The organism is Nocardiopsis exhalans (assembly GCF_024134545.1).
In the GTDB taxonomy this organism is placed as follows: Bacteria; Actinomycetota; Actinomycetes; order Streptosporangiales; family Streptosporangiaceae; genus Nocardiopsis; species Nocardiopsis exhalans.
This window is the reverse complement of record NZ_CP099837.1, coordinates 5059494-5084212: the sequence shown is the minus strand read 5'-3', so window position 1 is coordinate 5084212 and position 24719 is coordinate 5059494. Positions and strand designations below refer to the sequence as shown.

Annotated in this window: 20 protein-coding genes and 1 pseudogene; 11 read left to right on the top strand and 10 right to left on the bottom strand. The window is 66.7% G+C overall.

The window, feature by feature from the left end; genetic code table 11:
• The 6 genes from sufD to NE857_RS22490 are packed head-to-tail and all read left to right on the top strand — an operon-like array spanning position 1 to position 4462.
• On the top strand, positions 1-1161 hold the full coding sequence (gene sufD / locus NE857_RS22515) for a Fe-S cluster assembly protein SufD (RefSeq protein WP_254417557.1): 1161 nt from the start codon (positions 1-3) through the stop codon (positions 1159-1161).
• A complete protein-coding gene (locus NE857_RS22510; RefSeq protein ID WP_017582565.1) occupies positions 1154-1489 on the top strand; it encodes a non-heme iron oxygenase ferredoxin subunit in 336 nt (111 codons plus the stop codon). Before sufD ends, NE857_RS22510 begins: the two co-directional genes overlap by 8 nt.
• Positions 1490-1497: 8 nt before the next feature.
• Entirely contained in the window at positions 1498-2259 is a 762-nt protein-coding gene (gene sufC, locus NE857_RS22505; protein ID WP_254417556.1) for a Fe-S cluster assembly ATPase SufC, read from the top strand.
• A 2-nt stretch (positions 2260-2261) separates the two neighbouring features.
• Positions 2262-3560 (top strand): cysteine desulfurase, encoded by a 1299-nt coding sequence (locus NE857_RS22500; RefSeq protein ID WP_254417555.1) that lies wholly within the window; start codon positions 2262-2264, stop codon positions 3558-3560.
• A gap of 20 nt (positions 3561-3580) precedes the next feature.
• Positions 3581-4054, top strand: a complete 474-nt coding sequence (sufU, locus tag NE857_RS22495) for a Fe-S cluster assembly sulfur transfer protein SufU (protein ID WP_017582562.1) — start codon at positions 3581-3583, stop codon at positions 4052-4054.
• The gene (locus NE857_RS22490) at positions 4055-4462 is read left to right on the top strand and encodes a metal-sulfur cluster assembly factor (RefSeq protein ID WP_254417554.1); all 408 of its coding nucleotides are present in this window, start codon (positions 4055-4057) and stop codon (positions 4460-4462) included.
• 253 nt (positions 4463-4715) lie between these two features.
• Here the strand turns inward: NE857_RS22490 and NE857_RS22485 are convergent, their stop codons facing one another.
• The gene (locus tag NE857_RS22485; RefSeq protein WP_184365205.1) at positions 4716-5891 is read right to left on the bottom strand and encodes a hypothetical protein; all 1176 of its coding nucleotides are present in this window, start codon (positions 5889-5891) and stop codon (positions 4716-4718) included.
• 341 nt (positions 5892-6232) lie between these two features.
• Here NE857_RS22485 and NE857_RS22480 point away from each other — a divergent pair, with 341 nt between their 5' ends.
• The 3 genes from NE857_RS22480 (at position 6233) to NE857_RS22470 (ending at position 8617) form a co-directional block, all read left to right on the top strand.
• Positions 6233-6415, top strand: a complete 183-nt coding sequence (locus tag NE857_RS22480) for a helix-turn-helix transcriptional regulator (RefSeq protein ID WP_221318798.1) — start codon at positions 6233-6235, stop codon at positions 6413-6415.
• Between the two features lie 434 nt (positions 6416-6849).
• The gene (locus tag NE857_RS22475; protein ID WP_184365203.1) at positions 6850-7281 is read left to right on the top strand and encodes a hypothetical protein; all 432 of its coding nucleotides are present in this window, start codon (positions 6850-6852) and stop codon (positions 7279-7281) included.
• 82 nt (positions 7282-7363) lie between these two features.
• Positions 7364-8617: an IS30 family transposase gene (locus NE857_RS22470; RefSeq protein WP_254417553.1), complete on the top strand. Its 1254-nt coding sequence runs from the start codon at positions 7364-7366 to the stop codon at positions 8615-8617.
• 59 nt (positions 8618-8676) lie between these two features.
• Here NE857_RS22470 and NE857_RS22465 read toward each other — a convergent pair whose 3' ends face one another.
• The 6 genes and pseudogenes from NE857_RS22465 to NE857_RS34740 all read right to left on the bottom strand — a co-directional run.
• Positions 8677-9180 (bottom strand): hypothetical protein, encoded by a 504-nt coding sequence (locus NE857_RS22465; RefSeq protein ID WP_184365202.1) that lies wholly within the window; start codon positions 9178-9180, stop codon positions 8677-8679.
• A gap of 79 nt (positions 9181-9259) precedes the next feature.
• Complete coding sequence (locus tag NE857_RS22460) at positions 9260-12658, bottom strand: collagen-like domain-containing protein (protein WP_254417552.1); 3399 nt, start codon at positions 12656-12658, stop codon at positions 9260-9262.
• Complete coding sequence (locus tag NE857_RS22455) at positions 12655-14892, bottom strand: hypothetical protein (protein ID WP_254417551.1); 2238 nt, start codon at positions 14890-14892, stop codon at positions 12655-12657. Before NE857_RS22455 ends, NE857_RS22460 begins: the two co-directional genes overlap by 4 nt.
• Positions 14893-14952: 60 nt before the next feature.
• Complete coding sequence (locus NE857_RS22450; protein WP_184365200.1) at positions 14953-15849, bottom strand: hypothetical protein; 897 nt, start codon at positions 15847-15849, stop codon at positions 14953-14955.
• Positions 15850-16073: 224 nt separating this feature from the next.
• Positions 16074-18299: a DNA topoisomerase gene (locus NE857_RS22445; protein WP_254417550.1), complete on the bottom strand. Its 2226-nt coding sequence runs from the start codon at positions 18297-18299 to the stop codon at positions 16074-16076.
• 57 nt (positions 18300-18356) lie between these two features.
• Positions 18357-18560, bottom strand: a pseudogene (locus tag NE857_RS34740) (hypothetical protein); the annotation flags it as partial.
• Positions 18561-19064: 504 nt separating this feature from the next.
• Between NE857_RS34740 and NE857_RS22440 the strand changes: the two are divergent.
• Positions 19065-19379, top strand: a complete 315-nt coding sequence (locus NE857_RS22440; protein ID WP_254417549.1) for a hypothetical protein — start codon at positions 19065-19067, stop codon at positions 19377-19379.
• 544 nt (positions 19380-19923) lie between these two features.
• Here the strand turns inward: NE857_RS22440 and NE857_RS22430 are convergent.
• Positions 19924-20742, bottom strand: a complete 819-nt coding sequence (locus NE857_RS22430) for a hypothetical protein (protein WP_254417548.1) — start codon at positions 20740-20742, stop codon at positions 19924-19926.
• A gap of 241 nt (positions 20743-20983) precedes the next feature.
• Between NE857_RS22430 and NE857_RS22425 the strand changes: the two genes are divergently transcribed.
• Positions 20984-22663 (top strand): zinc finger domain-containing protein, encoded by a 1680-nt coding sequence (locus tag NE857_RS22425; protein WP_254417547.1) that lies wholly within the window; start codon positions 20984-20986, stop codon positions 22661-22663.
• On the opposite strand, the gene NE857_RS22420 is transcribed toward NE857_RS22425, so the two are convergent.
• Together NE857_RS22420 and NE857_RS34580 are read right to left on the bottom strand one after the other, a co-directional pair.
• Positions 22641-23195, bottom strand: coding sequence for a hypothetical protein (locus tag NE857_RS22420; RefSeq protein WP_254417546.1), 555 nt, complete (start codon positions 23193-23195; stop codon positions 22641-22643). The two genes, NE857_RS22425 and NE857_RS22420, sit on opposite strands and share 23 nt — an antisense overlap.
• An 806-nt stretch (positions 23196-24001) precedes the next feature.
• Complete coding sequence (locus NE857_RS34580; protein ID WP_363319916.1) at positions 24002-24532, bottom strand: MucR family transcriptional regulator; 531 nt, start codon at positions 24530-24532, stop codon at positions 24002-24004.
• Positions 24533-24719 lie beyond the last annotated feature (187 nt).

Below are 24719 nucleotides of genomic sequence, written 5' to 3'. Positions count from 1 at the left end.
TTGACGACCGCGAACACAGAGCCCAAGGCGCACAGTCACGGGCTGGGGCAGATCCCTGTCTCCAAGCTCGACACGCACGGCTCCAAGGACGTGGACGCCTTCCCCGTGCCCAACGGCCGTGAGGAGGAGTGGCGCTTCACCCCGCTGCGCCGCCTCAAGGGCCTGCACGACTGGAAGGGCACCGCCGACGGTACCGACGAGGTCACCGTGGACGCCCCCGAGGGCGTCACCGTCGAGCAGGTCGGCCGCGGCGACGAGCGTCTGGGCAGGGCGGGCCTTCCCGTCAACCGCGTGATCGCCCAGGCCTACACCTCCTTCGAGCAGGCCACCGTCGTCACCGTGCCGCAGTCGCTGGCCGCCGACAAGGCGATCCGGATCGACCGCAAGGCGCTCGGCGGCACCTCCTTCGAGCAGCTGGTCATCGACGTCAAGCCGCTGGCCGAGGCCACCGTGATCATCAGCAACACCGGTACCGGTGTGCGCGCGGGCAGCCTCGACGTCCACGTCGGTGAGGGCGCCAAGCTCACCCTGGTCAGCCTCCAGGAGTGGGACCACGACGCCGTCGACGTCAGCCAGCACAACGCGCGCATCGGCAAGGACGCCAGCCTGAAGTCGATCGTCATCACCCTGGGCGGTGACGTGGTCCGGCTCTCCCCGCGCGTGTCCTACGAGGAGCGCGGCGGCAACGCCGAGCTGTACGGCCTGTACTTCGCCGGCAAGGGCCAGCACCACGAGCACCGCTCGCTGATCGACCACAACGTGTCCAACACCCGCTCCCGGGTGGACTACAAGGGCGCGCTGAGCGGCTCCGGCGCCCGCGCGGTGTGGATCGGTGACGTGATCATCGGCGAGGGCACCACCGGTACGGACTCCTACGAGAACAACCGGAACCTCCAGCTCACCGACGACACCCGCGTGGACTCGGTGCCCAACCTGGAGATCTTCACCGGTGAGGTCGCCGGCGCCGGTCACGCCAGCGCCAGCGGTCGTCTCGACGACATCCACCTCTTCTACCTGCGCTCGCGCGGTATCCCGGAGGAGGAGGCCCGTCGCCTCATCATCCGTGGTTACTTCCTGGACATCGTCAACCGCATCGACGACGAGGAACTGCGCGACCACGTTATGGAGAAGGTCGAGCGGAAACTCGCCACGCATGAGTGAGCAGGGCGGTTGGACCAAGGTCGCCGAGCTCGACGAGATCCCCGAGGAGGGGGTCCTGGGGATCGAGACCGACGACGAGACACCCATCGCGCTGGTGCGCACCGAGGGCGAGGTCTACGCGCTGCGGGACGTGTGCTCGCACGCGGAGGTCCGCCTCTCCGAGGGCGAGGTCGAGGACGGCACCATCGAGTGCTGGCTGCACGGCTCCTGCTTCGACCTGAGCTCGGGGGCGCCGATCAACCCGCCCGCCACCCAGCCGGTCCCCACCTACGACGTGAAGATCGACGGCGACGACGTGCTCGTGTCGCTGGATGAGAAGAATTCCTGAGGCCTGAAATGACGAAGTTCGAAATCCGCGGTCTGCGCGCCGACGTCCTCATCAACGAGGACGAGCGGCAGGAGATCCTCAAGGGCGTTGACCTCACCATCAACTCCGGTGAGACCCACGCCATCATGGGCCCGAACGGCTCCGGCAAGTCCACCCTCGCCTACGCGATCGCCGGCCACCCGCGCTACGAGGTCACCGAGGGCGAGGTCCTCCTCGACGGCGAGAACGTCCTCGAGATGGAGGTGGACGAGCGGGCCCGCGCCGGCGTCTTCCTCGCCATGCAGTACCCGGTCGAGGTTCCGGGCGTGTCCATGTCCAACTTCCTGCGCAGCTCCGTCAGCGCGGTGCGCGGCGAGGCCCCCAAGCTCCGCCAGTTCTCCAAGGAGCTCCAGGGCGCGATGAAGAACCTGTCCATCGACACGTCCTTCGCCGCCCGCGGCGTCAACGAGGGCTTCTCCGGCGGTGAGAAGAAGCGCCACGAGATCCTCCAGCTGGAGCTGCTCAAGCCGAAGATCGCCGTTCTGGACGAGACCGACTCCGGTCTGGACGTCGACGCGCTCAAGGTCGTCTCCGAGGGCATCAACCGCGCCCAGGAGGCCAACGGCCTCGGCGTCATGCTGATCACGCACTACACCCGCATCCTCAAGTACGTGCAGCCCGACTTCGTGCACGTCTTCTCCGGCGGCCGCATCGCCGAGTCCGGCGGCAAGGAACTGGCCGACGTGCTGGAGGCCGACGGCTACGAGCGGTTCGTGAAGGCGGGCGCGTAACCATGACCCTCCGCGAGCTCGGTCAGCCCGACACTGGCCTGCTCAATGTCGCGGCGATCCGGGAGGACTTCCCGATCCTCTCCCGGACCGTCCGCGACGAGCGTCCGTTGGTGTACCTCGACTCCGGGGCGACCTCGCAGAAACCGCGCCAGGTGCTGGACGCCGAGCGCGAGTTCTACGAACGCCACAACGCGGCGGTGCACCGTGGGGCGCACCAGCTCGCGGAGGAGGCCACCGACGCCTACGAGTCAGCCCGGGAGACCATCGCCCGGTTCATCGGCGCCGACGCCGACGAGGTGGTGTTCACCAAGAACGCCACCGAGGCGGTGAACCTGGTCGCGTACGCGATGAGCAACGCGGCCACGGCCGACGACAAGCTGCGTAGTTTCCAGGTCGGTCCCGGCGACGAGATCGTCGTGACCGAGATGGAGCACCACGCCAACCTCGTGCCCTGGCAGCAGCTGTGCCAGCGCACCGGCGCGACGCTGCGCTGGTTCCCGGTGACCGAAGAGGGCCGACTGGACCTTTCGGGCATCGAGGATCTGGTCAACGAGCGCACCAGGCTGGTGGCCTTCGCGCACCAGTCCAACGTGCTCGGCACCGTGAACCCGGTCGGCGCTATCACCGCCCGGGCCCGCGAGGTCGGCGCGATGGTGCTGCTGGACGCCTGCCAGTCGGTGCCGCACATGCCGGTGGACGTCCGCGAGCTGGACGTCGACTTCCTGGCCTTCTCCGGACACAAGATGCTCGGTCCCAACGGGATCGGCGTGCTCTGGGGGCGCCGGGAGCTGCTGGCCGCCATGCCGCCGTTCATCAGCGGTGGTTCGATGATCGGCGTGGTGCACATGAGCCACTCCACCTGGGCGGACCCGCCGCAGCGCTTCGAGGCCGGGGTGCCGATGGCCCCGCAGGCCGTCGGTCTGGCCGCGGCCTGTGACTACCTCTCCGAGGTGGGTATGGACCGGGTCGCCGCGCACGAGCACACGCTCACCGAGTACGCCCTCAAGCACGTGGGCGCGATCGAGGGCGTGCGGATCGTGGGCCCGACCGAGGCCGTGGACCGCGGTGGCGCGGTGTCGTTCGTGGTGGACGACATCCACCCGCACGACCTGGGACAGGTCCTGGACGACAAGGGCGTCGAGGTCCGGGTGGGTCACCACTGCGCCTGGCCGCTGCACCGTAAGCTCGGTATCGTCGCGACCACGCGCGCGTCCTTCTACCTCTACAACACGATTGAGGACGTGGACACGCTCGTGGAGGCCATCCGGGCCGCCCAGAGGTTCTTCGGAACCAGGGCCTAGTACGAGGATTCTGCCTGACCATGCAGTTGGACGCGATGTACCAGGAGATCATCCTGGACCACTATCGGAACCCGCACCACAAGGGGCTGCGGGATCCGCACAACGCCGAGGCGCACCACATCAACCCCACCTGTGGGGACGAGGTGACACTCCGGGTCGCGCTGACCCCCGCACCCGGTTCGGAGCTGGACGAGAAGGCCGTCGTCAGCGATGTCTCCTACGAGGGGATGGGCTGCTCGATCAGCCAGGCCAGCACCTCGGTGCTCACCGACCTCCTGATCGGGAAGTCGGTGGCCGAGGGTATGCAGACCCTGGACGCGTTCACCGAGTTGATGCAGTCCAAGGGCAAGGGCGAGCCGGACGAGGACGTGCTGGAGGACGCCGTGGCGTTCGTCGGCGTGTCCAAGTACCCGGCTCGGATCAAGTGCGCCCTTTTGGGGTGGATGGCCTGGAAGGACGCGGTGTCGCAGTCCTTGGAGAAGGAAGGCGCCTGAATGAGTGACAACGAGACCACGACGACCGACGAGAAGGCCGAGAGCGTCGAGTCCGCCGAGACCGTCGACAAGGCCGCGGCCGCCCCGCTCACCCCTGAGCAGGAGGCGCTGGCCGAGGAGATCGGCGAGGCCCTCAAGGACGTGATCGACCCCGAGCTCGGCGTGAACATCGTCGACCTGGGTCTGGTCTACGGGGTGAACCACGACGCCACGTCGATCACCCTGGACATGACCCTGACCAGCGCGGCCTGCCCGCTGACCGACGTGATCGAGGACCAGGCCAACAGCGCCCTGGACGAGTTCGAGCGCGAGGTCAAGATCAACTGGGTCTGGATGCCGCCGTGGGGTCCGGACAAGATCACCGACGACGGTCGGGACCAGCTGCGCATGCTGGGCTTCAACGTCTGATCGTCTGGATCACGCTCTCTGGCCTGCATATCCGCAGGTCAGAGAGCTTTTTTCTGCATCGGAACGCCTCGTTCGGACGCTGTCTGGATTGCCATCGAGCATGCCTCGGCTCGATCCGGATGATGTGATCCCCACATAGTGATTCAGTCATCATGTGATTCTAGGGTGACCGGAGGTGCTCCGGGTGGGCGCACGTTACTCACACTGTGCGGGATATTGCGCGGTACTGTGCGGGACTCTCCAGCGGCCGACGCTACTCATCGTCGACCAGCTTGGCTGCCTGGGCGAGGCCGTTGAGGTCGGAGGCATCGGTGTAGTAGAGGTTGGCGACTTTGGTCGAGTGGCCGAACTGGGAGTTGAGTACCGCCTCAGATACCTGACCCACGAAGAACGAGCGCAACGTCGTGCGCCACAAGTGCGAGCGCTGCTCTTCGAACAGTGCGATCCTGGTCGCCTTGGCCATGCGCATGTAGAGCTTCCGGCACACCTCACCGCACCTCTGTCGATGCCAGGGTTTCAGAGGATCCATCGGCGCACCGACGATGAACCCTTCGCCACCCTGCTCATCACGGCGCTTGAGGAGTCGCTCGGTCACCCGTTGATCAAGGACCAGGACGACACGCGGGTGGTCGCCCTTAGCCACGTGCTCCGGTACGTCGATGCTCAGGACCCCGTTGCCGGAAACGTGCGCCATGGACCAGTCGACCAGACGAGCCTCGCTCTGCCGTAGCCCGGTGGTCGCCTGAAGCAGGGTCATGTCGATGCTGGTGCGGAAGGTGGCGACCTGGAGCTCAGGGCGCCATATCCACCCGTGCTTCTTGTGCGAAACCGGCCAGTCGGTGGGATCGGCATCGAGGAGCCACTGCAGCGTGAGCTCGTACTCCTGGCGCATGAGAGCTCGACCCCCGCGCTTCCTCTGCGGCCTCTGAACGCCGGTCAGGTCGGTCAGACTTGCTTCCGTCACGGGGTTGAAGTCCATCATCCCGTCGCGAACGAGGCGCTTAGCGATGTACTTGTTCCACACCGTGCGGCACGACTTCGCCGTGGACAGGCCGTGTAGCTGGGCGATCTCTGTGAAGGTCTCCTCGAGGGCTCGAGGGGTCGTGCCCGACCCGATGGTGTGCCGGTTGAACCCATGCTGGTGGCGCTTGCCCTTGCTCTTGCACTTCGCGCAGTCTCCGAGGAGGAACCGCAGCCCCGCCTCGTATTTCGCCCGGCTCAGGTCCTCGAGCTTGGCCTTCTCGAGTGCCGGCCGGGTCACCTTGTTGATGTAGTCCGACAGCTGGTCTGACAGACGCCAGGTGCCGCCGCCCGTGCGCAACAGCTCCTCGGCCTTACGCTTCGCCTTGCGCCGGGTCTCACCCTTGGTCGCGCCGTAGGAATCCTTCCGCACCTTGCGTCCATCGCGATGGACCAGCGTCCAGGTCATCCGATACGTACCATCGGCCAGCTGTCTCGGGGTCGAGCGTTCGGCAGTGTGCTCCCCTGGAGCCAGCTTGCTTGTCGTCGCGCGTGTCATTGGGTCAGTGTAAACATCGGCTGCTGTCGCCTCTGCATGGGCCACGCATGACGCATAATCACCAATGAGCGCTTATCTGAATCACGTATAGCTCACTACATGAGTGGTCTATCAATCATGATTCGGATAGACTGTCCGACGTGTGCACCGGAGTGGATCGGTGCCAAAGACGAAAGAGAGAACCTACGATGCCCACTGCAGCGGGTCGGTCCACCACGGGCCGGTCCACCACGAGCCGACGTACGACCTCCGTGAGAATCGACCCTGCTGCCCTGTCTACCGAAGAAGCCGCACACTACACCGGGTTCTCGTATGGAACACTGAAGAAGTGGCGCGTGACCGGTGATGGTCCGGCCTATGTCCGCATCGGATCGCGCGTCGTCTATCTCATCGACGATCTCGACACATGGTTGCGCGAGCACCGCGTCGCTTAACAACACCTCGCCCGCGACATTGACGAAGCCCCTGGCCGCTCTGCTCCGGGGGCTTCCCACATGCCGGGTCGACGCTCGTCGCTGTGTCCGTCAAGGGGAGGGCCGACACGATGACCTGCATCCAGTGCTCCATCAACTTTCGTCTGAGACTGTGAGTGCTCGGCTTACCGCAGATCAGACACAGTGTGAATCCCGATGAACCCCCAGTTCAGTCGAGGATTCTCAGGCAAGCAATGCCCAAGTGGTACAAGTGGTACACGATCTCTGAGGCAATTAGAGCAGCAAGTACTGCCTGTGTCGATAGAGGCGGGGGTGGATTAGATAGTCATGTGTATAGTCTTTGGTTCAGCTTTGGCTTCCGGGCGTGGGCGCGAGTCCTGGAGCGATTGCATCAGAGCTGACCCCCGCCACCTCGACAAACAAGGACGAAAACCATGAAGACCCCCAGGGCCGCCGTACGGACCAGGGCCACCGCCGTCAGTGCTGTCCTGGTCGGTCTCAGCCTCTCCCTCACCGCCTGCTCGGGCGGCGGTGTGCTCGACGGCACCTACTACGCCGAGGACGTCAACGGCACGTCCAACCTCGGCCAGCTGGTTGTCGACGGCGACGACGTCACGCACAACGAGTACAAGTGCGACGCGGTCTACACCAAGGCCGACGTCGAGTCGACGGGCCAGTTCAGCGACGACCATTCGCAGATCTCTTGGATCACCATCGGCGACGATCAGCGCAATGAGCGCACCGGGACCGAGACGTTGAGCATGACCGACGATACGATCACTCTCGGCGACACGACCTACGTTCGCGTGGACAGCGACGCCGGCAAGGCCATGCTCGACAAACATCGGGCCGAAGAGTGCGACTGACACCGCCAGCGACGATGAAGGCCCCGTGAGTCCAGCTTGAGTTCTAGTGGTCGTTGCAACACCCCATCTCTGAAGGGGTGCGATGGACGACTTCGAGTTCAAGGCCCGCAAGATCCGATCACCACAGGGACGCAAGAAGCTCCAAAACGAGCGTGCGGCGTATCTTGCTCTGGTGACCAAGGGATACAGCACCAGCGAGGCGTGTCGAATCGTCGGAATCAACCGCAAGACCGGTTACCGGTGGCGGTTCGGCGTCACCAAGACCAGGACCGGGCGCAAGGCCAACCAGCCTCCGGCCCGGCCTGGTCCCCTCCCCTCCACCTCCGAGCGAGGCCGCTACCTATCCCAGAACGAGCGGCTCCACATCGCTGACCTGCACCGCGAGGGCAAGACCGTGCGAGCGATCGCCACTGAACTGGGCCGCAACCCCTCCACCATCAGCCGGGAGATCCGCCGCAACCGCTCCTACTACGCCGCATCCAGGGTCCACGCCTACCGGCCCTACGCCGCCCAGGCCCGTGCCGAGGCCCGCCGGCCTCGACCCAAGCCCTCCGCGTTCGCCCTGCACCCCGAGCTGCGCACCCGGGTCCAGGAGCTGCTCGACACAAGATGGAGCCCGGAGCAGATCAGCCGTAGGCTCAAACGGGACTTCCCCGATCGGCCGGAGCTGCACGTGTGTCACGAGACGATCTACCGAGCGCTCTATGTCCAAGGCCGCGGCCAGTTGCGTCGCGAGCTGGCCGGAGCGCTGCGCACCGGCCGAGCCGTGCGCAAGCCTCGCCGCCGTGCTCAGCAACGCCAGCCGCGCTTCACCGCGCCCATGGTGATGATCAGCGAGCGCCCGCCCGAGGCCGCTGACCGGGCCATTCCTGGCCACTGGGAGGGCGATCTGATCATCGGTGCTGACGGTGCTTCGGCGATCGGCACCCTGGTCGAGCGCTCGACCCGCTATACGCTGCTGGTCCACCTGGAACAGGGCCGTCGTTCCGACTATGTGCGTGATGCCCTGGCCCAGACCATGGCGACGCTGCCTGCCCATCTGCGCAGGTCGCTGACTTGGGATCAGGGCGCGGAGATGGGACGCCACCACGAGTTCACCCTGGCCACCGATATCCCCGTCTACTTCTGCGATCCGGCCAGCCCTTGGCAGCGCGGCTCCAACGAGAACACGAACGGCCTGCTCAGGCAGTACTTTCCCAAGAGCACGGACCTAGCGGTCCACTCCCGGGAACACCTGGAGGCGGTGGCCGTCGAGCTCAACGGTCGCCCACGCAAGACGCTCGACTGGGATACCCCAGCCGAGCGTCTGGCTAAGCTCCTTACGGCGAGCAACTGACTTCACGTGTTGCGACGACTGTTGGAATTCGCCCAGCGCTCACGGGGCCTCTTCTTTCTTCACACCTCCTCATCTGTCCCCCGCAGCCGCTCGGCCTTGTACTCTTCGATCGTCTCCGGAGGCCGACCGTAGCGCGGTGCCCAGGCGGCGACGAAGTCGATGACCGACCACTCCGCCTGCCTGGCCCACCGCGAGCGGGCGACGAGAAATAGGGCCAGGCCCGCCGTCGCCGCGTTCACCAAGGCCCACGCCACGGACAGGACAAGGAGAAGCGCCGGCACTGCCGTCAACTCGCCGCGCAGGCCGAGCACCGCCAGGCCGAGGAGACCGGCGAGATGGGCGAGGAGTCCGGCCAGACAGCCCTCGAGACATCGATCGAAAACCGACAGCGCCCCCGGCTCGTCCCGTGAGCGCAGTCCGCGCACTGCCCGGCGCAGCAGGGCGACGGTGGCCACGACGGCCACGACCCCCAGGCCGATCTCCCGCAGGCCCGCCAGCCACCACGGCGCCGAGCGCCACCAGCCGCGGGGGAACTCGTTACGTAGTCCCGTCCTCAAGCCCATCGCACCTCCTGACAGCAGGCAGGGAAGGTGGTCTTATCGACCGCCTCCCCTGCCGGACGAGACCTCATCCGATCGGCTCCTACGAGCCGTCCGGCCGCTTGACCGGCTTCGGGCGCTCCGCGATCTTGCGGGCCCCGGGCTGTGAACTGGTCCTCTGGCCGGGGCCCGCCTCGACCTTCGAGTCCCTGGTTTTCGGCGAGCCCTGCGCCCCCGAGCCGGACGGGCTCGAGTACCGATGCGAGAACCCGTTGCCTCTGGGAGCGCCGCCGCCGGTGCTCGGCCCGCCGATCACCGTGGGACCGGCGTTCGACGGTGCCTTCGGCGTCGCGGCCGCGGGCACGGTTGATGCAGCGGGGGTCGGACCGGCTGGCAGCGGGATCGCCCCGCCGGGGCTTCTCGGGCTCTGCGGAACCGGCTTCAGGCCCGGGGTCCCTGCCTGGCCCCCGGGTCCGGCCTGCACGTCGAACCGCGTCGGAACCGATGTACCGTCGCTCCTGCTGCCCGAACGGGGCGTCGATCGGGTCTGCTGGTCGCCGGGGTTCGAGCCGGAGAAGTTCGTCTGACCTGCGCCGGGCTCGACGCCCTTCGGCCCGCGGCCTCCAGGACGGTTGGGGACGACCTCGCCCTGGGCGCCCCGACCCTGGCCGCCGGGCACCTGCTGACCTGGGTCCGAGCCCGCGACGTCGCCGGTCGTCACGCCGCCGCCAGGGATCTCGACCTTCTGCTGGTCCTTCGCGTCGAAGCCCAGCCTCGACAGGCCTCCTTGCCGATCAACACCATCGGCCGCAGCCCTGTCCTCCTGCGCCGATCCCGGAGGCGCGCCAGCCAGCTGCAGCGGTCCTCCCCTCCTGCTCTGCCCCGGCTGACCGGCCGAGCCTTGCTCGTTGGACGACTCCTTCGGCGAGGACTTCGGCCCGTTGAAGGTGCCCGGGCCGCCCTGAGGTGATCTCCTGCCCCCGGGGCCCTGCTCCCCGGGACCGGACTGGCCTGACCCGAGAGCTTTGGTATTGCCGCCCTTGAGCTGGGCGTTGCTCGGGATTCCGCCGACGTTGGGCTTGTTCTTGCCCCCTCCGCCGGGGCCGGGCTGGCCGCTGCCGTTGGGCTTCGTCAGCCCGCCGAGCTTGCCGCCGGTGGCCTGGGCGAGCTTGTTGCCCGCCGCCATGCCCGCACCGGCGCCGAGGCCCCCGGCCGCGGCCTGCATGGCCCCGCCCTGTCTCGCCTTCGGAGCGGTGTCGGTCTCCAGGAACTTGTCGACGAGCTTCGTCACGGCCTCGTCCAGGGCCTGGAGCACGGTTTTGCGCACGCGCAGGAGGATGAACGTCACGGCGATGATGAGCAGCGTCGACAGGAAGGTGAGGAGGACCACCGCCACCGGGCCCAGACCGAGGTTGGACAGGAGCCCGTTCTCGGTCACGAGGTTCGTCAGCGGCCCCGAGGCGATCGCCGGCACGCCCATGATCAGTCGTGCGACGAGCTGATAGAGGAAGATCGTGAGGATGACCTCGAGGATCATCGCCACCGAGTAGATGATCACTTTACTGATCGCCGCGATCGCGCCCAAAGTGGCGAACGGGATCGCCGCGATCAGCGAGAAGGTCCGCTTGAGTGCGCCGATGACCATGCCGAAGGCGTACCAGATGCCCAGCAGACAGACGCTGCCCAGTAGCGTGACGGTATTGGCCCAGTACATGAAAGAGGCCGGTCCCGAGCCGACCTGGCTCACCGAGGAGTGGTTCTCGCGCACGAGACCCGACATCGCGTTCTCCGAGCTGAACGAAGTGAGGCTTTCCGAGGAGAACGAACTGTTGAGGTAGTTGTACATCGACAGGGGCGACATGCTGCACTGCGCCGGGTCGCCGTTGTCGGTCGTGACCATGAAGCCGCAGTCCTTGGCCGAGTCCTCCTGATTCTTCGTCGTGAACGTCCGCACGCCGTCGGAGACCTCCGACTGCAGGCCCTCACCCTGGGTCGAGATCATCGGGGCCTCGGAGGCCTGCGGGTCGTCCTCGTCACCGAATTTCTCGACGTCGCCGTAGCTGGCCGTGTTGGTGAACCAGTCCTCCTTGATGTCCTCATCGGCGTTCTCCGACAGCCAGCTCTTCACACCCGACTCGAAGTTCGAGGCTGGCGTCTCCTGCCCGCTGATGTAGCGGTTGAGGATGTCCAGCGTCGTGGCCACCTGCTGCCACGAGCCCGGCTCTTCCTGGGTCAGGTCGACGTTCGAGGCGCCCGTCCACGCGTCCTTCGCATTGCTGGACACACCTCCGGCGTCCCAGCCGGCGTCGCGGTAGACCGGGTGGGAGGCGATGTTGATCGCCAGCGCCGAGGTCCGCGCCGACATCGTCGACTTCGGGTCGGCCTGCCCCTTGTCCGCGTTCCAGCCGATGGTCGCATCCTCGGGCACGAGAAGCCGGGAGTTCATCGCCCAGGCGTCGAAGTCGACGTAATTGGACAGGACCACCTGGGTGGCACCGGCCGAGGCGTCGACGCCGGATTCGGAGAAGCCGTCGAGGACGGCGGTGTACATCGATCCGAAGACGGGCAGGCCGAAGCCGAGAAAGAGCAAACGCACGACGAACTTCTTGATCGCCGAGCCGCGGTCCATCTTCTTGAACAGCACGAGGCCGATGAGAAGGAAGCCGAGGAAGAGCGGGACGAGGAAGTTCCACGACAGGTCCACGAGCACGCCGTACCACTCGCCGATGAAGTTGGCCACACCCGACAGGGCCCCAGGAGGTCCGCAGTCCCCGCCCTCACAATTGTTGAGCATCCCGTCGGCCAGGCCCTGCTGGTAGCCCCCGCTCGTCCCTTCGGCCGTGGTCACGTCGGCGACGGCCGTGTAGAACCATGCGAAGGGGTTGAGGAACTTGAGCAGCTCGATGAAGGCGAAGAAGAGTCCCGATATGAGCAGGGACACGCCATAGCAGAACCACACCACCGATCCCGCGAAGCCACCGATGATGTCGCCGATGACTCCGCTCGACATCGAGTCGAAGCCCAGGTCCTTGTTGACCGCCCCGAACTGGCCGTAGGCCAGGAAGGCGTCACCCCCCTTGCCCAGCGTCTCGTGCGTGATCGTCTGCGTTGAACCCGACAGTCCGGCCGAGAGCCAGCGTTTGAACTGTGAGACCGTCGGGTCGCCGTAGCCGAGCAGGGAGCCCGCAGCCCCCGGCTCGGACTCCGCGATGTCCCCCCACGCTCCGCCGAGGCTCTCGCCGGGCTCGTTGGAGTTGGAGAAGTAGCCTGCGCCGTTGGACGCGAGCTGGTACAGGCTGTAGTTGTCCTCGTCTTCGGAAGCGTTGTCGTTGGCCAGAGCCGTGGTGCTCCCCAAGAGCCCGATCAGGAGGGGGGTCACGAGCATGACGAGGAGCACGCCGACGACCCTGCTCCACCTCGGCCGGAGCAGGACGCCGCCGAACCCCCCTCGCACGCGCGTGATCGCCGTGCCCAACCGTTCCATCGCGTCCCCTCGGTTCATTTCTTGGCCAGCTTCGTTCGCTTGCCCCTCTTCGTCGTGCCACGGCGCGGGGCCTTCTTGGCGAGCCCCGCGGCCGGCTTCACCTTTCGATCCTCAGCCGGTCCGTCATTCGAGTCATCGTCCAAATCATCATTTTTCTTGTTGCCCAATGATGTGAGATTCGCGCCCGGAGTAGGTTCGTCGTCGAGGATCTGGGCCATCCGCTCGGCCTCCTCGGCCCGGGCCGCCTCGAGGCGGACCTTGCGCCGCTGGGCCTCCCGGTAGGGGTTGATCCCCAGGGCCAGGTCGAGGTGGAAGACGACGTTTGTCACGCCGCGGCGCAGGTACGACAAGCTCTCGCCGCGAGTCGTGATGAGGTTGGCGAGGTCGCGGGGGATCTGCTGGGCCAGCTGCTTCTGATACTCGAGCACCGTTGAGTCGCGCATCGGCCCGAGCACGGTGTAGTCGGCGGCGTCGAACTTGTTGAACTTCGAGTCCGAGAGCATCTTGTCGACGTCGTTGTAGCTGTAGACGACGCGCCCTCCCCGGTCGAAGAGGTGCTCGAACTGCTCGGTGATGTACGTCTTCACCCGGTCGTCAATGAGGTCGGCTCCATGGATGATCACGGTGTCGCCCACGCCGAGCTCAGCCACGGCGAAGCCGACGATGTTGACCAACTGGGCCATGGCCACGCCGCGCCCGCGCGTCATCAGCCGCGAGAAGTCATAGAGCACCCGGCGGGCGTCGCGGATCCCGTCAATCGCGGCAGCCGTGGTGTTGTTGAACAGGTCGCCGTTGGTCGAGAGCATCGTCTGGCCGATGGTCTGGAGCAGGTTGAGCGCCCGGAGCTGGTCGGGGTCGCTCTTGTCCGAGGCCAGCAAACGCTTGTGCGCCATGTCGAGGTAAGACACGAACAGCTGCAGCTTCGGCACATGCGCGTGGTTAATGCCGACCACACGTAGCTTCTTGCGCATGTGCTGGGCGTTCTCGCGCCACATGCCCTGGTCGATGTAGAAGTCCGTGGCGATTCGCTCGAGATTGCCCCGGATGATCGAGGTCACTGCCCCATCCGAGGACTCGTAGAGCTGCTCGAACATGAGCTTGAGCTTCTCCATGTGCGTGGAGAAGATCGCCAGCTCGTCCTTCTCCTCGCCGAACATCTCGAACATGTTCACGTCGCCGGAGTTGAGGTCGACGCGGGCGGTCAGGCGCTCGAACGTCGGCCCGAGCTTGTCCATCTTGGCCCCGTCGAGGACGAGGTGGACGACGCGGCCGTTGTCGAGCATCGTCGACTGAGACAGCTTCGAGCACCACATGTTCGACACCCGCTCGCGGTCGAGGTACTCCGACAGCGTGGGGTCGGCGATGACGACGTGGTGGGCGTAGTTGTTGACACCCATGAGCACGGCCGAGGAATTGACGTCACCGACCATGAACCCGACGTATTCGCCGTCCTTGTCGTTGAGCCCGTTGGTCACCAGCGAGTAGGAGCCAGCGAACTCGGTCGAGGTGTAGTGGAAGCCCTTGCCGCGCTTCTTGTCGTTGTTCTTGAACAGGCTCGATAGCTCCTGGCGCTGCTCGCCGACGTAGGCCGCGGCTTTGAGCGTGCCGAAGCGGTCGATGTAGAGGCGCGTGATGCGCTCAATGGTGTCCTCGAGGGTCTCCAGGTCCGGTGCCTTGAGGAAGAGGCGGTTGTGCACGTGCAGGTAGGCCGCTCCGTCCTGGAGCTCGCCGATGATCGCCTCGCGGTCGGCCGAGGCCTTGGCGGCCTTGCGTTTTGACGAGGTCGTGCCCGAGGCTTCCTGCTCGCTGGTCTCGAGAGAGTCGAGCTTCTCCGACTGCTTGGTGTACTGGTCGACCCACTTGTCGTCCTTACGCACGACCTGCTCGAGCACGACCGCCGTGACCCGCTCGTCGAGCCCCGACGGGATCCTGTCGATGCCCCAGAACGGGGCGAAGGCGTCGTGCGAGGCGTCGTCGTGGAAGTAGCCGAGGACGCAGGCGACCGAGGAGTCGACCTCGAAGTAGTCCGAGCGGAAGAAGAGGCGCTCCTTGGGCTTGAGCGCCATGAGGTGCGGGTAAAAAAAGTAGGATCCGGCCAGTTGCCGCTCTTCCTGCCGTCGGGCCCACCAGCCGAGCAAGCCGCGCCGAGTGGCGGTCGTCATCTGGGGCTCGGGCCCCTCAACCGGTCCGCTCTGCTCGGTCTCGGGCTTGGTACCGTTCGAGATACCCAGGTGCTTCCTGTTCTTCATCATCAGCGCCATGGTTCGTCCGCATCCTTACTTCGTCGTCTCGTTGGGGAGGAGGAAGCTCACTCAGGTCACGGTGGGGTTGAGCTGATCATCGATGCCGGAGTAGAAGACCCGCAGCATCGGCTGGGTCTCTTCGCGATCGAGCATCGTGGCCTCCTTGATCATCAGATCGCTGTTCTCTACCTCGGCCCGAAGGATCGTGTGCCCGCGACGCAACGCATCCTCGCTCTTGCCCTTGAGCAGCAGGTACTGGTGAATTGATGCGAACTTGCCACCGACGTGCTGGGTGAGGATGTCGTACTGCTCGTTCTGCAGCTCGATGAGATCGGGGTCCCGGACCTCCAAGGCCCGGTTGCGTCGCTCGAGATTCGCCACCTGGTGGTAGATCCGCTGCGGTTCCTTCGTCGTGATGAAGACGTGCTCGCAGGTCGTCTCGACCTTCTTCCAGAAGTCGTCGTTGCGCTTGAGGATCCCGACACGGTCCTCGTCGAAGAGCAGGTAGCTCGCTGACCCGACGACGAGGTAGACCTGTCCCTGCCCACCGTCGGAGTAGTAGATCCGGCCGTCCTTGTCGATCGATTCGATGCCGACAATCGAGTAGAAGCCCGATGGGTTCGAGTCCCGCCTGGTGAAGACCCGGCGCGCAGACTTCGGCAGGTAGGCCAGCAGCGGCGGCACGGTTGTGATCCGCAGCTCCTCGGTCTTGGTCAGCTGACCCATGTAGAGGACGAAGACAACCGACCACAAGACGAAGAGCGCGATGAACTTCGCGCCGGAGTCGGCGATGAAGGTCGAGGTCGCGCACCAGGCGACGACGATACTCCCGCCGAGGAAGAAGCCGATCTGTTTGATCGGCATCGGCCGCATCTGCCAGCTGTTGCCGCCGAGACCGATCTCATGATCCGGCAAGCCCTTGGCCAGGCTGACCGGGACCTTGTACGCACTCTTGACTTCAGGCATGCCGCGCACCCACTCCCGCCGTCGGCTCAGTGATCGTTCGCATCCGCCCGCTCACCTCTCCATCATGCATTACTCGATCATTGTAATGACTTCATAGATGAATGATCTATAGGGAAACCGTATCGTATCGACTGGTGATTGATAGCGATTTGTGGATCATCGAAACGAGTTTGGCCGCCTGGACGAGTCGTCCGGGCGGCCAGCAGCCTCGAGCGGTCACTAGATCAGACGCGCGCCTTCGCCCGCGGCTTGGACTTCTTGTCGTCGAAGTGGGGGACGATCCGCTTGGCCTTCGCGTCCCAGCTCACCTTCGCGGGAAAGGTCTTGCCGTTCTTGGAGACGAAGCCGTCGAGCTCGAGGATCTCACCGGCCTCCAAGGCCTGCTTCTCGTCCTCGGAGAACGAACGTTTGCACCAAGCCTCGGGGCGGTCGGGGACCTCGAGCTGGAAGCCGACGTAGCGTCGGCCCTTGAACTCGCTGACCCCGAGCCTGCCCTTGGCCGAGAAGGACTTGCCAGCCTTGGACGTCGCCTCGAAGGCGATCTCCTCACCGGCCAGCAGGCGGCCGATCTCGTCATCGGTGAACTCGTGGCCGGCCCAGACCTTCTTGAACGAGACCTTCTTCGCCCCGTCGGGGGCGGCGGCCCACACGCCCTCGGCGCGGGCGGACACCTCGGTCTTGGCCAGGCCGAGCGTCGCACGCATGGCATCAGCGTTCCTCGTCATCACCTCGATGTCCTCGCGGACCCAGTCGGCGACCCGGGTCAGCAGTTGGTCGGGATCAGCGCTGCCCTCGGCGACGGCGCGCATGTCGGCGTAGATCTGCTCGGTCAGCGACAGGTCGCCGATGCGGGTGCCAGGCAACAGCAGCCAGCTCATCTCGCCAGCCGAGGCCAGGGTGAGCTTCTTGCCCTTCTCGACCAGCAGCGGGTTCTTCGCCTTGGCGTTGGTGACCTCGGAGTAGGTGCTCGTCCGCGTTGCGCCGGTGCCGACGTCCCTCTTCTCGAGCTGCTTCATCAGCCACTTCATGCTCGGGTGCTCCGGGCGCTTGTTCGCGCCCTCGTGCACGTACGGCTCGGCGCCGGTGCCCAGGCCATGAGCGGACTCGTTCTCGTCGCTGGCCGTATCCTCGTCCCCGGCGTCGGGGTCGAAGACCAACTTCCAGCCCATCTTCTTCGGCACGTTGGCGAGGCCTTTGAAGTCGGGGTACTTCTCGACGTGGCCCTTGTGCTGTTCGTACTCGTAGTCAGCGGCAAGCATGGCCAGATAGTTCTTCGCCAGCGTTTGATAGATGAGGCGGCCGACGGTCCCGAAACGCTGCTCGACGTCATCGAGGGAGGAGGGCACATTCGGGCCGGGGCGGTTCGCGCCGTGCGCGCCGACCGGCTTGACGTGGGTTTTCCTCGGCTCGCGGTGGGTTAGGTGCTTGGTATCCACGCCCGCCACCGCGGCGATCCGGTCGGCCAACGGCGCGAGCTCGGCGTGCTGCTGCGGGGTGATCGTCTTGTCCTCGGTGCGCGGGTAGGACACGACCTGCTGCTCGTACATCGCCTGGTAGGTCTTGAGCGTGAGCTGGGCCTTCACACCCTTGTTCACGAGCATCGACGACAGCGCCGCGAGGTCGAGCAGCTTCGGGGGAGCCGTCCGTCTCATCTCCACGCTGTCCCTGATGACCGGCGATGCGGTGTACTCCTGCGGCACTTGGTCGGCCCTGTCGAAGCGCGGCTCGTCCGGGTTGGTGTAGACAACGGCGTTCTCGTCGCGGAAGCGGTTCTGGAAGAACGGCTGCTTCACGTAGTCGTTGTAGGCCTTGAGCTGGTCACCGACGAGCTTGACCATCGCCGACTTCAGCCGCCCCTGGCGCAGAACCGTGTCCTGGCCGGACTGGCGGGCCATGATCGTCGCCGCCCGCGACCACTGCATCGAGGCGAAGTCGAACATTGAGCGGAAGCGGGCCTTCTTGAACGCCGGGTGCTCGTACACCGACTGCACCGGCCGGCGGTCCTTGAACGCCTGCTGCAGGGACTTCTCCGACTCGTCGGTGAAGTGCAGCCGCGAGATCTTCTTGCCGGTCAGCCCTAGCTCGACGAGCGCGTTGATGGCGATGGCGTCGCCCTCGCCCGACTCGTCCCAGTCCGTGGCGATGGCGATCTCCTCGCAGCCCGACAGGGCCTGCTTGACGTTGTTGCGGACCTGGGCGGTGTCCTTGATCGGTTCGTTGGCCCAGGAAAAGTCGCGGAGATCCCAAGGGAGGTTGGTCAGGTCCCAGTTCTTGTACTTGCCAGCCAGCGACGGGTCGACCATCTTGTCCGGGGCGACGAACTCGTAGAGGTGCCCCCTGGCGTGGGCGATGACGTACTGCTCGCCATCGAAAGTGCCCTTCGTCCCGCCCCACGCCTTGCTCCCGTTGCGCGCCGCAGACGGCTTCTCCATCAAAATCCCGACAGTCATGCTGCCTCCTGTCGAATAGATGACTCACTCACCAGTTCGAGTCTATCTGATGGATGACTAAGAGTAGTGATTAAAAGACGAATCAATGCATGGGTGAAAGTGAAGAAGAGTCCAGGGGGTGGGCCCGGGACTCTTCTTCACTGCCGCCGCGTCCGGCGCGGTTTGGTGCCCGTTGACGGCGATGACGCTGGCAGTGGACTGCCGGGCGGTCGTGGACGAGTGCTCGCCAAGCCAGTGCAGGACCACGGTGCCGTTGCTGAACTCGCAGCCAGTAGTGAACCCGGCCCGTGCCGGAAAACCCGGATGGGTCCGCGTGCCAAAGACGCACGAAACACCTCATCGGAACAGCACTGCTCCTGCGACGAAGCTGGCACCGGCGGCGAGATTAGTCGTCGGTATCATGCTCCCGCCCTCAGCCGCCCATCGTCCTCGCCCGGTGGCCAGCTGGGGAAGGCTATGCGTCTCAATTTGGCGATCCTGCTGCGCTGTCATCGGAGCTGGTCGTCCTCGGGCACCGTTTCGATGGTCTCGAGTAGCGCGTTCCACAACGGGTGGGTCGTGTCCCCCGCGAGGCCTTCATGCATACGGTCGAACAGTCATCCTGCTGTCCTCTCGGGAGGGTTCGCGCCCTCGCCAGTCCTCGTCTCGCCTCTGTCGACCGCCGTCGGGTGGCAGGGCCCGTTCGGGTTCGGTCAGGTGCTTGAGTCCGTTCCCATTTGGAAGGACGAGTGATAGGTATTTCAAATGGGAACGTACAGAGGCGCAATGATTGACCCCATGTCGACGGGGGTTCCCGAATCAGCTGTGGTCGTAGGCATGGCCATCGTGGGGATCGCATTCGGCGTGTGGTTCATCCATGCCAAGAACCCGATCATCGAGGTGCTCGCCGGGGTCTGCGCTGCGGTCATGGTGATGGTGGCCGCGTACCGCACGGTGACCGGGGTCTGGCCGCCTGCGGAGACCGCAGATGCCACGGTGGGTGTGAGCCTGCTGGTCATGGTGATCTGGGTGGCGTTGGACCGGCTTCGGAAACGAAACAAGGCAACTGCGGATGCTGACAGTGAGCCGTTTTCATCTTGAAGGTGCAGTTCACAGCCCCTTACTGGTCTCTCCAGGCCTCTTCTGAACAGCAAGAAGCCCCTGGTAGAGGAGTTAACGACCAAGAAAACCAGCACCAGGGGCTTCTTGCTGTTCTACCCTGCCGCGCTGGCGTTGTCACGCCGCACCCTCAACCTCGCCACCCGCACCATCCGTGCCCACCGCAAGCAGACCCACTCCCGGTGGTGACGCCTGACCCCAGCTTGGGCCCTACCGGTCGGCGACCGTGTCACCGTGCTGACCCACGGCAGCGCCGGGTGGGCGTCGCTGTACCGCCCGGTCACCGAGCCCTTCCCCAGGTGTCCTCGACCGCTATCACCCTCCCCCGACGTGGTCGGCGAACACGCTGACGGGCTGGTGGTGCTACCCGGGTTGGACTTCGACGTGGGGCGGGCAGTGACGTAGGTACGCCCTAGCTGTATTGACCTGACAAGACGCCGGCGCCGAGGTGGCGTTGACCGTGTACGAGCACGGCGCCCCCGGACAACACCAGGTGGCCCGCATTCTGCTGCGCTGGGCCGGGGGTTCACCGGGCTGGGTTCGGTTCCATCACGGCTTGGGCCACCGCGTTCGGCGGGGGAGCGGATCCGTCGCGGATGTCGCTCACCTCGAGCATCAGGTCGCCCTGGTCCCAGACCAGCACGGCCAGGCCCTGGTTGCGGTGGGCTCGGTGTGGCCGGTGCGCCCAGTGGGGTGTGGTCTCCACCAGCAGATGCGCCAGCTCCGCTGCTGTGCCGGGCCACCACTGCCGGATACTCCCTCCCAGGTCGCGCAGGTAGCGGGCGCCGTCAACCGTGAACCCGCCCAGCAGCCCGTGCTGCCCCTCGTCGCCTTGATGTAGGCGGGCGTGGCACCAGGTGTAGGCCCGCCAGGGCTGTGGCACGCCCACCGAGGTGGCCAGGCCCTGGTCCCAGGCTGCGCTCTGGGCGTGGGACAGCTCGGCCAGGGCGGCGGTGGCCTGCGGGGTGAACCCGTCCACGAGCCGCTGTAGGGGCTGGTCGGCGTGCGGGTTGATCGGCCCGGCCCAGAAGGTGCCGGTGCGGGTCGTCTCCGCCAGGGGCGCGAGCACTCCTGTCAGCCACGCCTCCACAGCATCGGCGGGAGCGGGCGGCAGGGCCAGTGCGAAGTCCTGGAAGAGCGGTTTTCCCGGGCGCGGCGGGGGGACCGGGGCGAGCCCGTGGGCGTGGTGACCGGTCAGGTTCTCAGGAAAGGCGAGCTGGGCGCTGATGCGCTCACGGGCCAGGTCCACACGGACGAGGTGACCCAGCGTCGGGGGCTCGTGTAGCGGGGTCGGGGAGTCGGCGAAGGCGTAGCGGACCAGGGCGGTGTCGACGGTGAAGGGCATCGTGGTCTCCGTTCAAGGGAGCAACAAAGCTCTGCCCGGGTGTGGGCGGAGCAGGCGGACCCCTCGAAGGGACAATGATGAGCGCCACCAGCGTTGGCGCTGGAGCGGTGCGACAACGCAGTCGGTGCCGCAAACCTTGAGCGTACCCCCGGCTGGGGACAGAACACGGTCGGCCAAGGCCGGGGACGCCGTCCCCTGGTGGCCGCGAACTCGAGCGCGGGGCGGTCCTAGGGTGGGTTGCATGGTCTATCCCCTCGCGATCTCCTGCCCTGTGTGCGGCGCAGGTGTGCAGCACCTGTGCCTGACCCCCTCCCACGCGGTGCGCCGCATCGCGCACCCGCGCCGGACGCTAGCCGCGGTCGCCGTCGACATCGTCACGGCCCTGGCCCCCAGAATCCCGGCCGTTGAGCGGTGGCCTCTGGCCCAACGCCTAGTCACCGCCTCCGACCACACCACCACCCCGGTCGAGCCTTCCACCGGCGCGCGCCTGGACCTGGAGGCGGCCCGTGTCGAGCTTGAGACCACCGCACAGGTGCTGGAGCAGCTGCGCGCCCGCGCGGCCTCGGGCCCCGGGGGTGTGAGCGTGCTCGGTCTGGTGGAGCAGGTGGCCAAGGCCCGCGACAGGGCTCAGCACCTGGCCGCGGTCCTCACCGAGGCCTGCCGGGAACAGCGGGTGCGCGAGCTGGTGGGGGCGGGGGCCTCGGCGGCCGAGGTCGACCGCGCGCTGCGGGTGCTGCGTGCCGAGCGGGTGGACGCCGCGGTACGGGTCACCACACCGCCGACGCTGGCCGCAGCCGGGGCGCCGGTGTGGCGCCTGGACTACCGCACCGACGGCTTCTTTCGGCTACGCACCCCGGAGGGCGAGGGTCATGCGGGGGTGGCCCGGGCCCGAGGGCAGGCCCCCACCCTGGCGGCCGCAGTGCGCTCGGCGACCCTGTTCGCCGGGCCAGGCAGCCGGGTGGTGCCGGATCGGCCCGCCGGCGCCGCACGGCCAGTGGCCGAGGCCGCCGAGAAGGAGCCCCTCATCGACCCCGCCCTGGTCGAAAACCTGCTTGATGAGTCCGAGCCCGCCTACACAAAGTTCCTGGCCGACTGCGACCGCCTGCGCGCCCGCGTGGCCGGCGTCCAGGACCTGGGGGCCTGGTGGAGTGAGCAGGCTGCGGCGCTTCAGGCCTCGCACCCCCAGTGCAGCCTGCCTCTGGGGCTCTCCCTCGAGTTGCCGCCGGGATACCACGATCACGCCGAGACCAGGGTGGAGGCCATCGCGTGGGTGCCCTCCCGCCTGATCGTCGGCACGCACTACCCGGTCTGGGGGCGCCTTGGCGCCCGTCCCGAGGTGCCCGTGCAGGTGCTGAAGGACCTGGCCACGCGGGAGGACCTGGGAGCCTTCACCCAGCGGTTGTTCGCCGAGCCGATGCAGCTGGAGCGCGTCACCGGCTGGGCCGGACCCCTCTACCAGGTCAGCGAGGGCAACCACCGCACCCACCTGTTGCGCGCGGCCGGGGTGCCGTGGGTGGCCGCGCACCTGGCTCAGAGTGCCCCGTCGCCGGTCGTGGACCTGTACCTGTTGGTCAAGGACGACGAGGACCAGCCGGGGCGCGGAGAGGAGGGCCGCTACCCGGCCGAGCGGGCCCGCCACCGCCGGGCCCTGATTGAGGGGCTCATCGCCCGCGGCGTCATCGACGCCCACTGGGACCAGGACCGCCCCGACCTGTTGTGGTGCCGCCGCCTGCCCGCCCCGTGGCTGCTGCGCTCGGCCCAGCACGCCAGTGCCGTCAACGCCGCCTACGAGGCCGCCTACCCCGGGGCGCTGGCCCAGATCGGCATCCCCGAAGGCGTGGGCACCGACCCGGGAGCGTGGCGGACCTGGCTCACCCACCACGAACAGGACCAGCGAACTACTGTTGCGCCCACCGCCTGAGGTCCTGCTGCCGTCGGCGCTCCAGCGCCGCCACCAGCTCAGGATGCTCTCGGTCGAACTCGGCCAGGGCCTGGACGGCGTCGGTGACCGCCTGCTCGTGACGGCCAGATGCGCCCCGGGGTGAGAGGTAGGGGTCCAGCTCTCCGGCGTCGTGGGCGCGCTCGGCGGCCGCCGCTGCGGTATCGCGTGCGGCGTTGACCGCCTCCACCAGCCGGGCCCGGGCCCGCACCGGGTCCGGGGGCAGGCTGGAGCGCACCTCACGCAGCACGGACTCGATCTGTTCGGCCTCAACCGCGCTGAACGCAGCCCTGCCCAGCGAAGCCGTCGCCCCCGCAGGCAGGTTCTTGGGGTAGGAGAGCCCGTAGAAGCTTCCCAACTTGTCTCCGTCCAGGTAGGCGACGAGGAACGCCTCATCCTGGCGGCCCAGGTCGCTGTGGCGGACGGTGTGGACGACGTCCACCCGCACGGTGCGCCCGTCCCCGGCGCGTTTGGTCAACGCGGTTCGGACGTGCTGTTCTTCTGCTGGTGCCATGGGCGTTCCCTTTCGGCCGAGGAGTCCGTTGCCGGGCGGCGGGCACACCGGCCCGCCGCCCCTGGTGCGCAGGGTGCGTTGCAATCCTCGGCCCCGGAGGCGGGGCCGCCACGACACCTCCCGGAAGGGGCCCGGGGTGTCCTTCACCGGCGCCGATGCGCCGGTGGTAATGCTCTGTTCCCGCAGGCACGCCACACGGGGAGGCCAGGGGGCTGGCCGTTGCCCGCGAGTCTAGCCCGCCAGCCCTGCGGGCGAGGGAAGTTTCGTCGGCGCGTTCTTCCCGCCGGGCGGTCGTCATCAGCACCGTTCTGTGGCCATCGACTGCGGTGGCCGCTGACGAGTTGGCCGTGTCGGTGGGCGCGTGCTGCGCGGTGCACCACCCCAGCATGTCCACCGCCGTGGTCATTACCCGCGCCGAGAAACACCGCACCCACCTGTGAGCGGCTACCAGCCGCCGTAGGCCAGGTCGCAGCCCGACACACGCCTGCGACCTGGCCTCAGCCGGTATCGGCGTTCTCGCTCAGGCGAGCAATCAGCTTGGCCAGCACTGAGGCCAGAGCGACCATAGAAGCGGTACTGATTCACCGAGCGCTGCCGTGTCGCCTCAGCGGGTTTCCGCCCCCGAACCTCTCCGCGGACCTACGAGTGTCGTTGACCTGTATACCCTGACCACGGCGCTTGAGGAGTTCGCCCTCTGGGCTCGGGCGCCCTCACCCGCGGTCACGCCCAGGGAAGCCACTGCCTGCTCGACCGTCCCGTCGATGTCGTGGTCGCTTCCACATCCGCTGTGGATTTCGCATCTGGCGTCAGCTCCGCTGCGGTCCGCCCTTGCGTGCCCTCACCGGGATGTCCGCCTGCACATCTCCCTTGCGTTTACGCCGCTCGTAGTGAGTGCGACACAACCCATCCGCTACGTGCCTACGCCCACACCCGTCTACACCACACCAACGAGGTTTGCGGGACCGAGACACGGACACGGCCTTGGCCGCGCGAGCGTGACGGGTCTGCGGCCGCGGGGGCTCCTCGCGCCACACCCGCACGGACTCCTGTCTTGCCGCGTCGGTGTCGCGTGCGGCCTCGAACCGGCCCCAGGCGGGGGAGCCCACACGGGCGGTAGCTTTCTCCCCGAGGCGTCCGCGCAAATCCTCGGAAGCGAGCGGTGTGGACCGCCCGAGCCCGTGCCGCTCCCTGTAGGTGGCTGCGGTGAGCCCGTGGACACGCACGTGGCGCCCGAGGAACGCCCGCTCCTGGCCGCATTCGTGACAGATCAGGCCGCCGTCATTTCCGGTGGTGAGTTGCCCGTAGATGCCGTAGCTGTCTGCGTCCCCGTACTCCATGGAGAGGATTATGGCTGGGATGTAGGGCAGAGGGGGTTGCTGTGGCCGAGGGCGGACATAAGTAGACCCCCACAGTGGCAGGGGCCTGCTGGGTTGTGAATCTGGGAGTGAACCACCCCTGCGTGCGCGGGGGAGTAGAGCGAGTCGGTCTACAACATCGCCTACGACCTGGGACCATCCCCGCGTG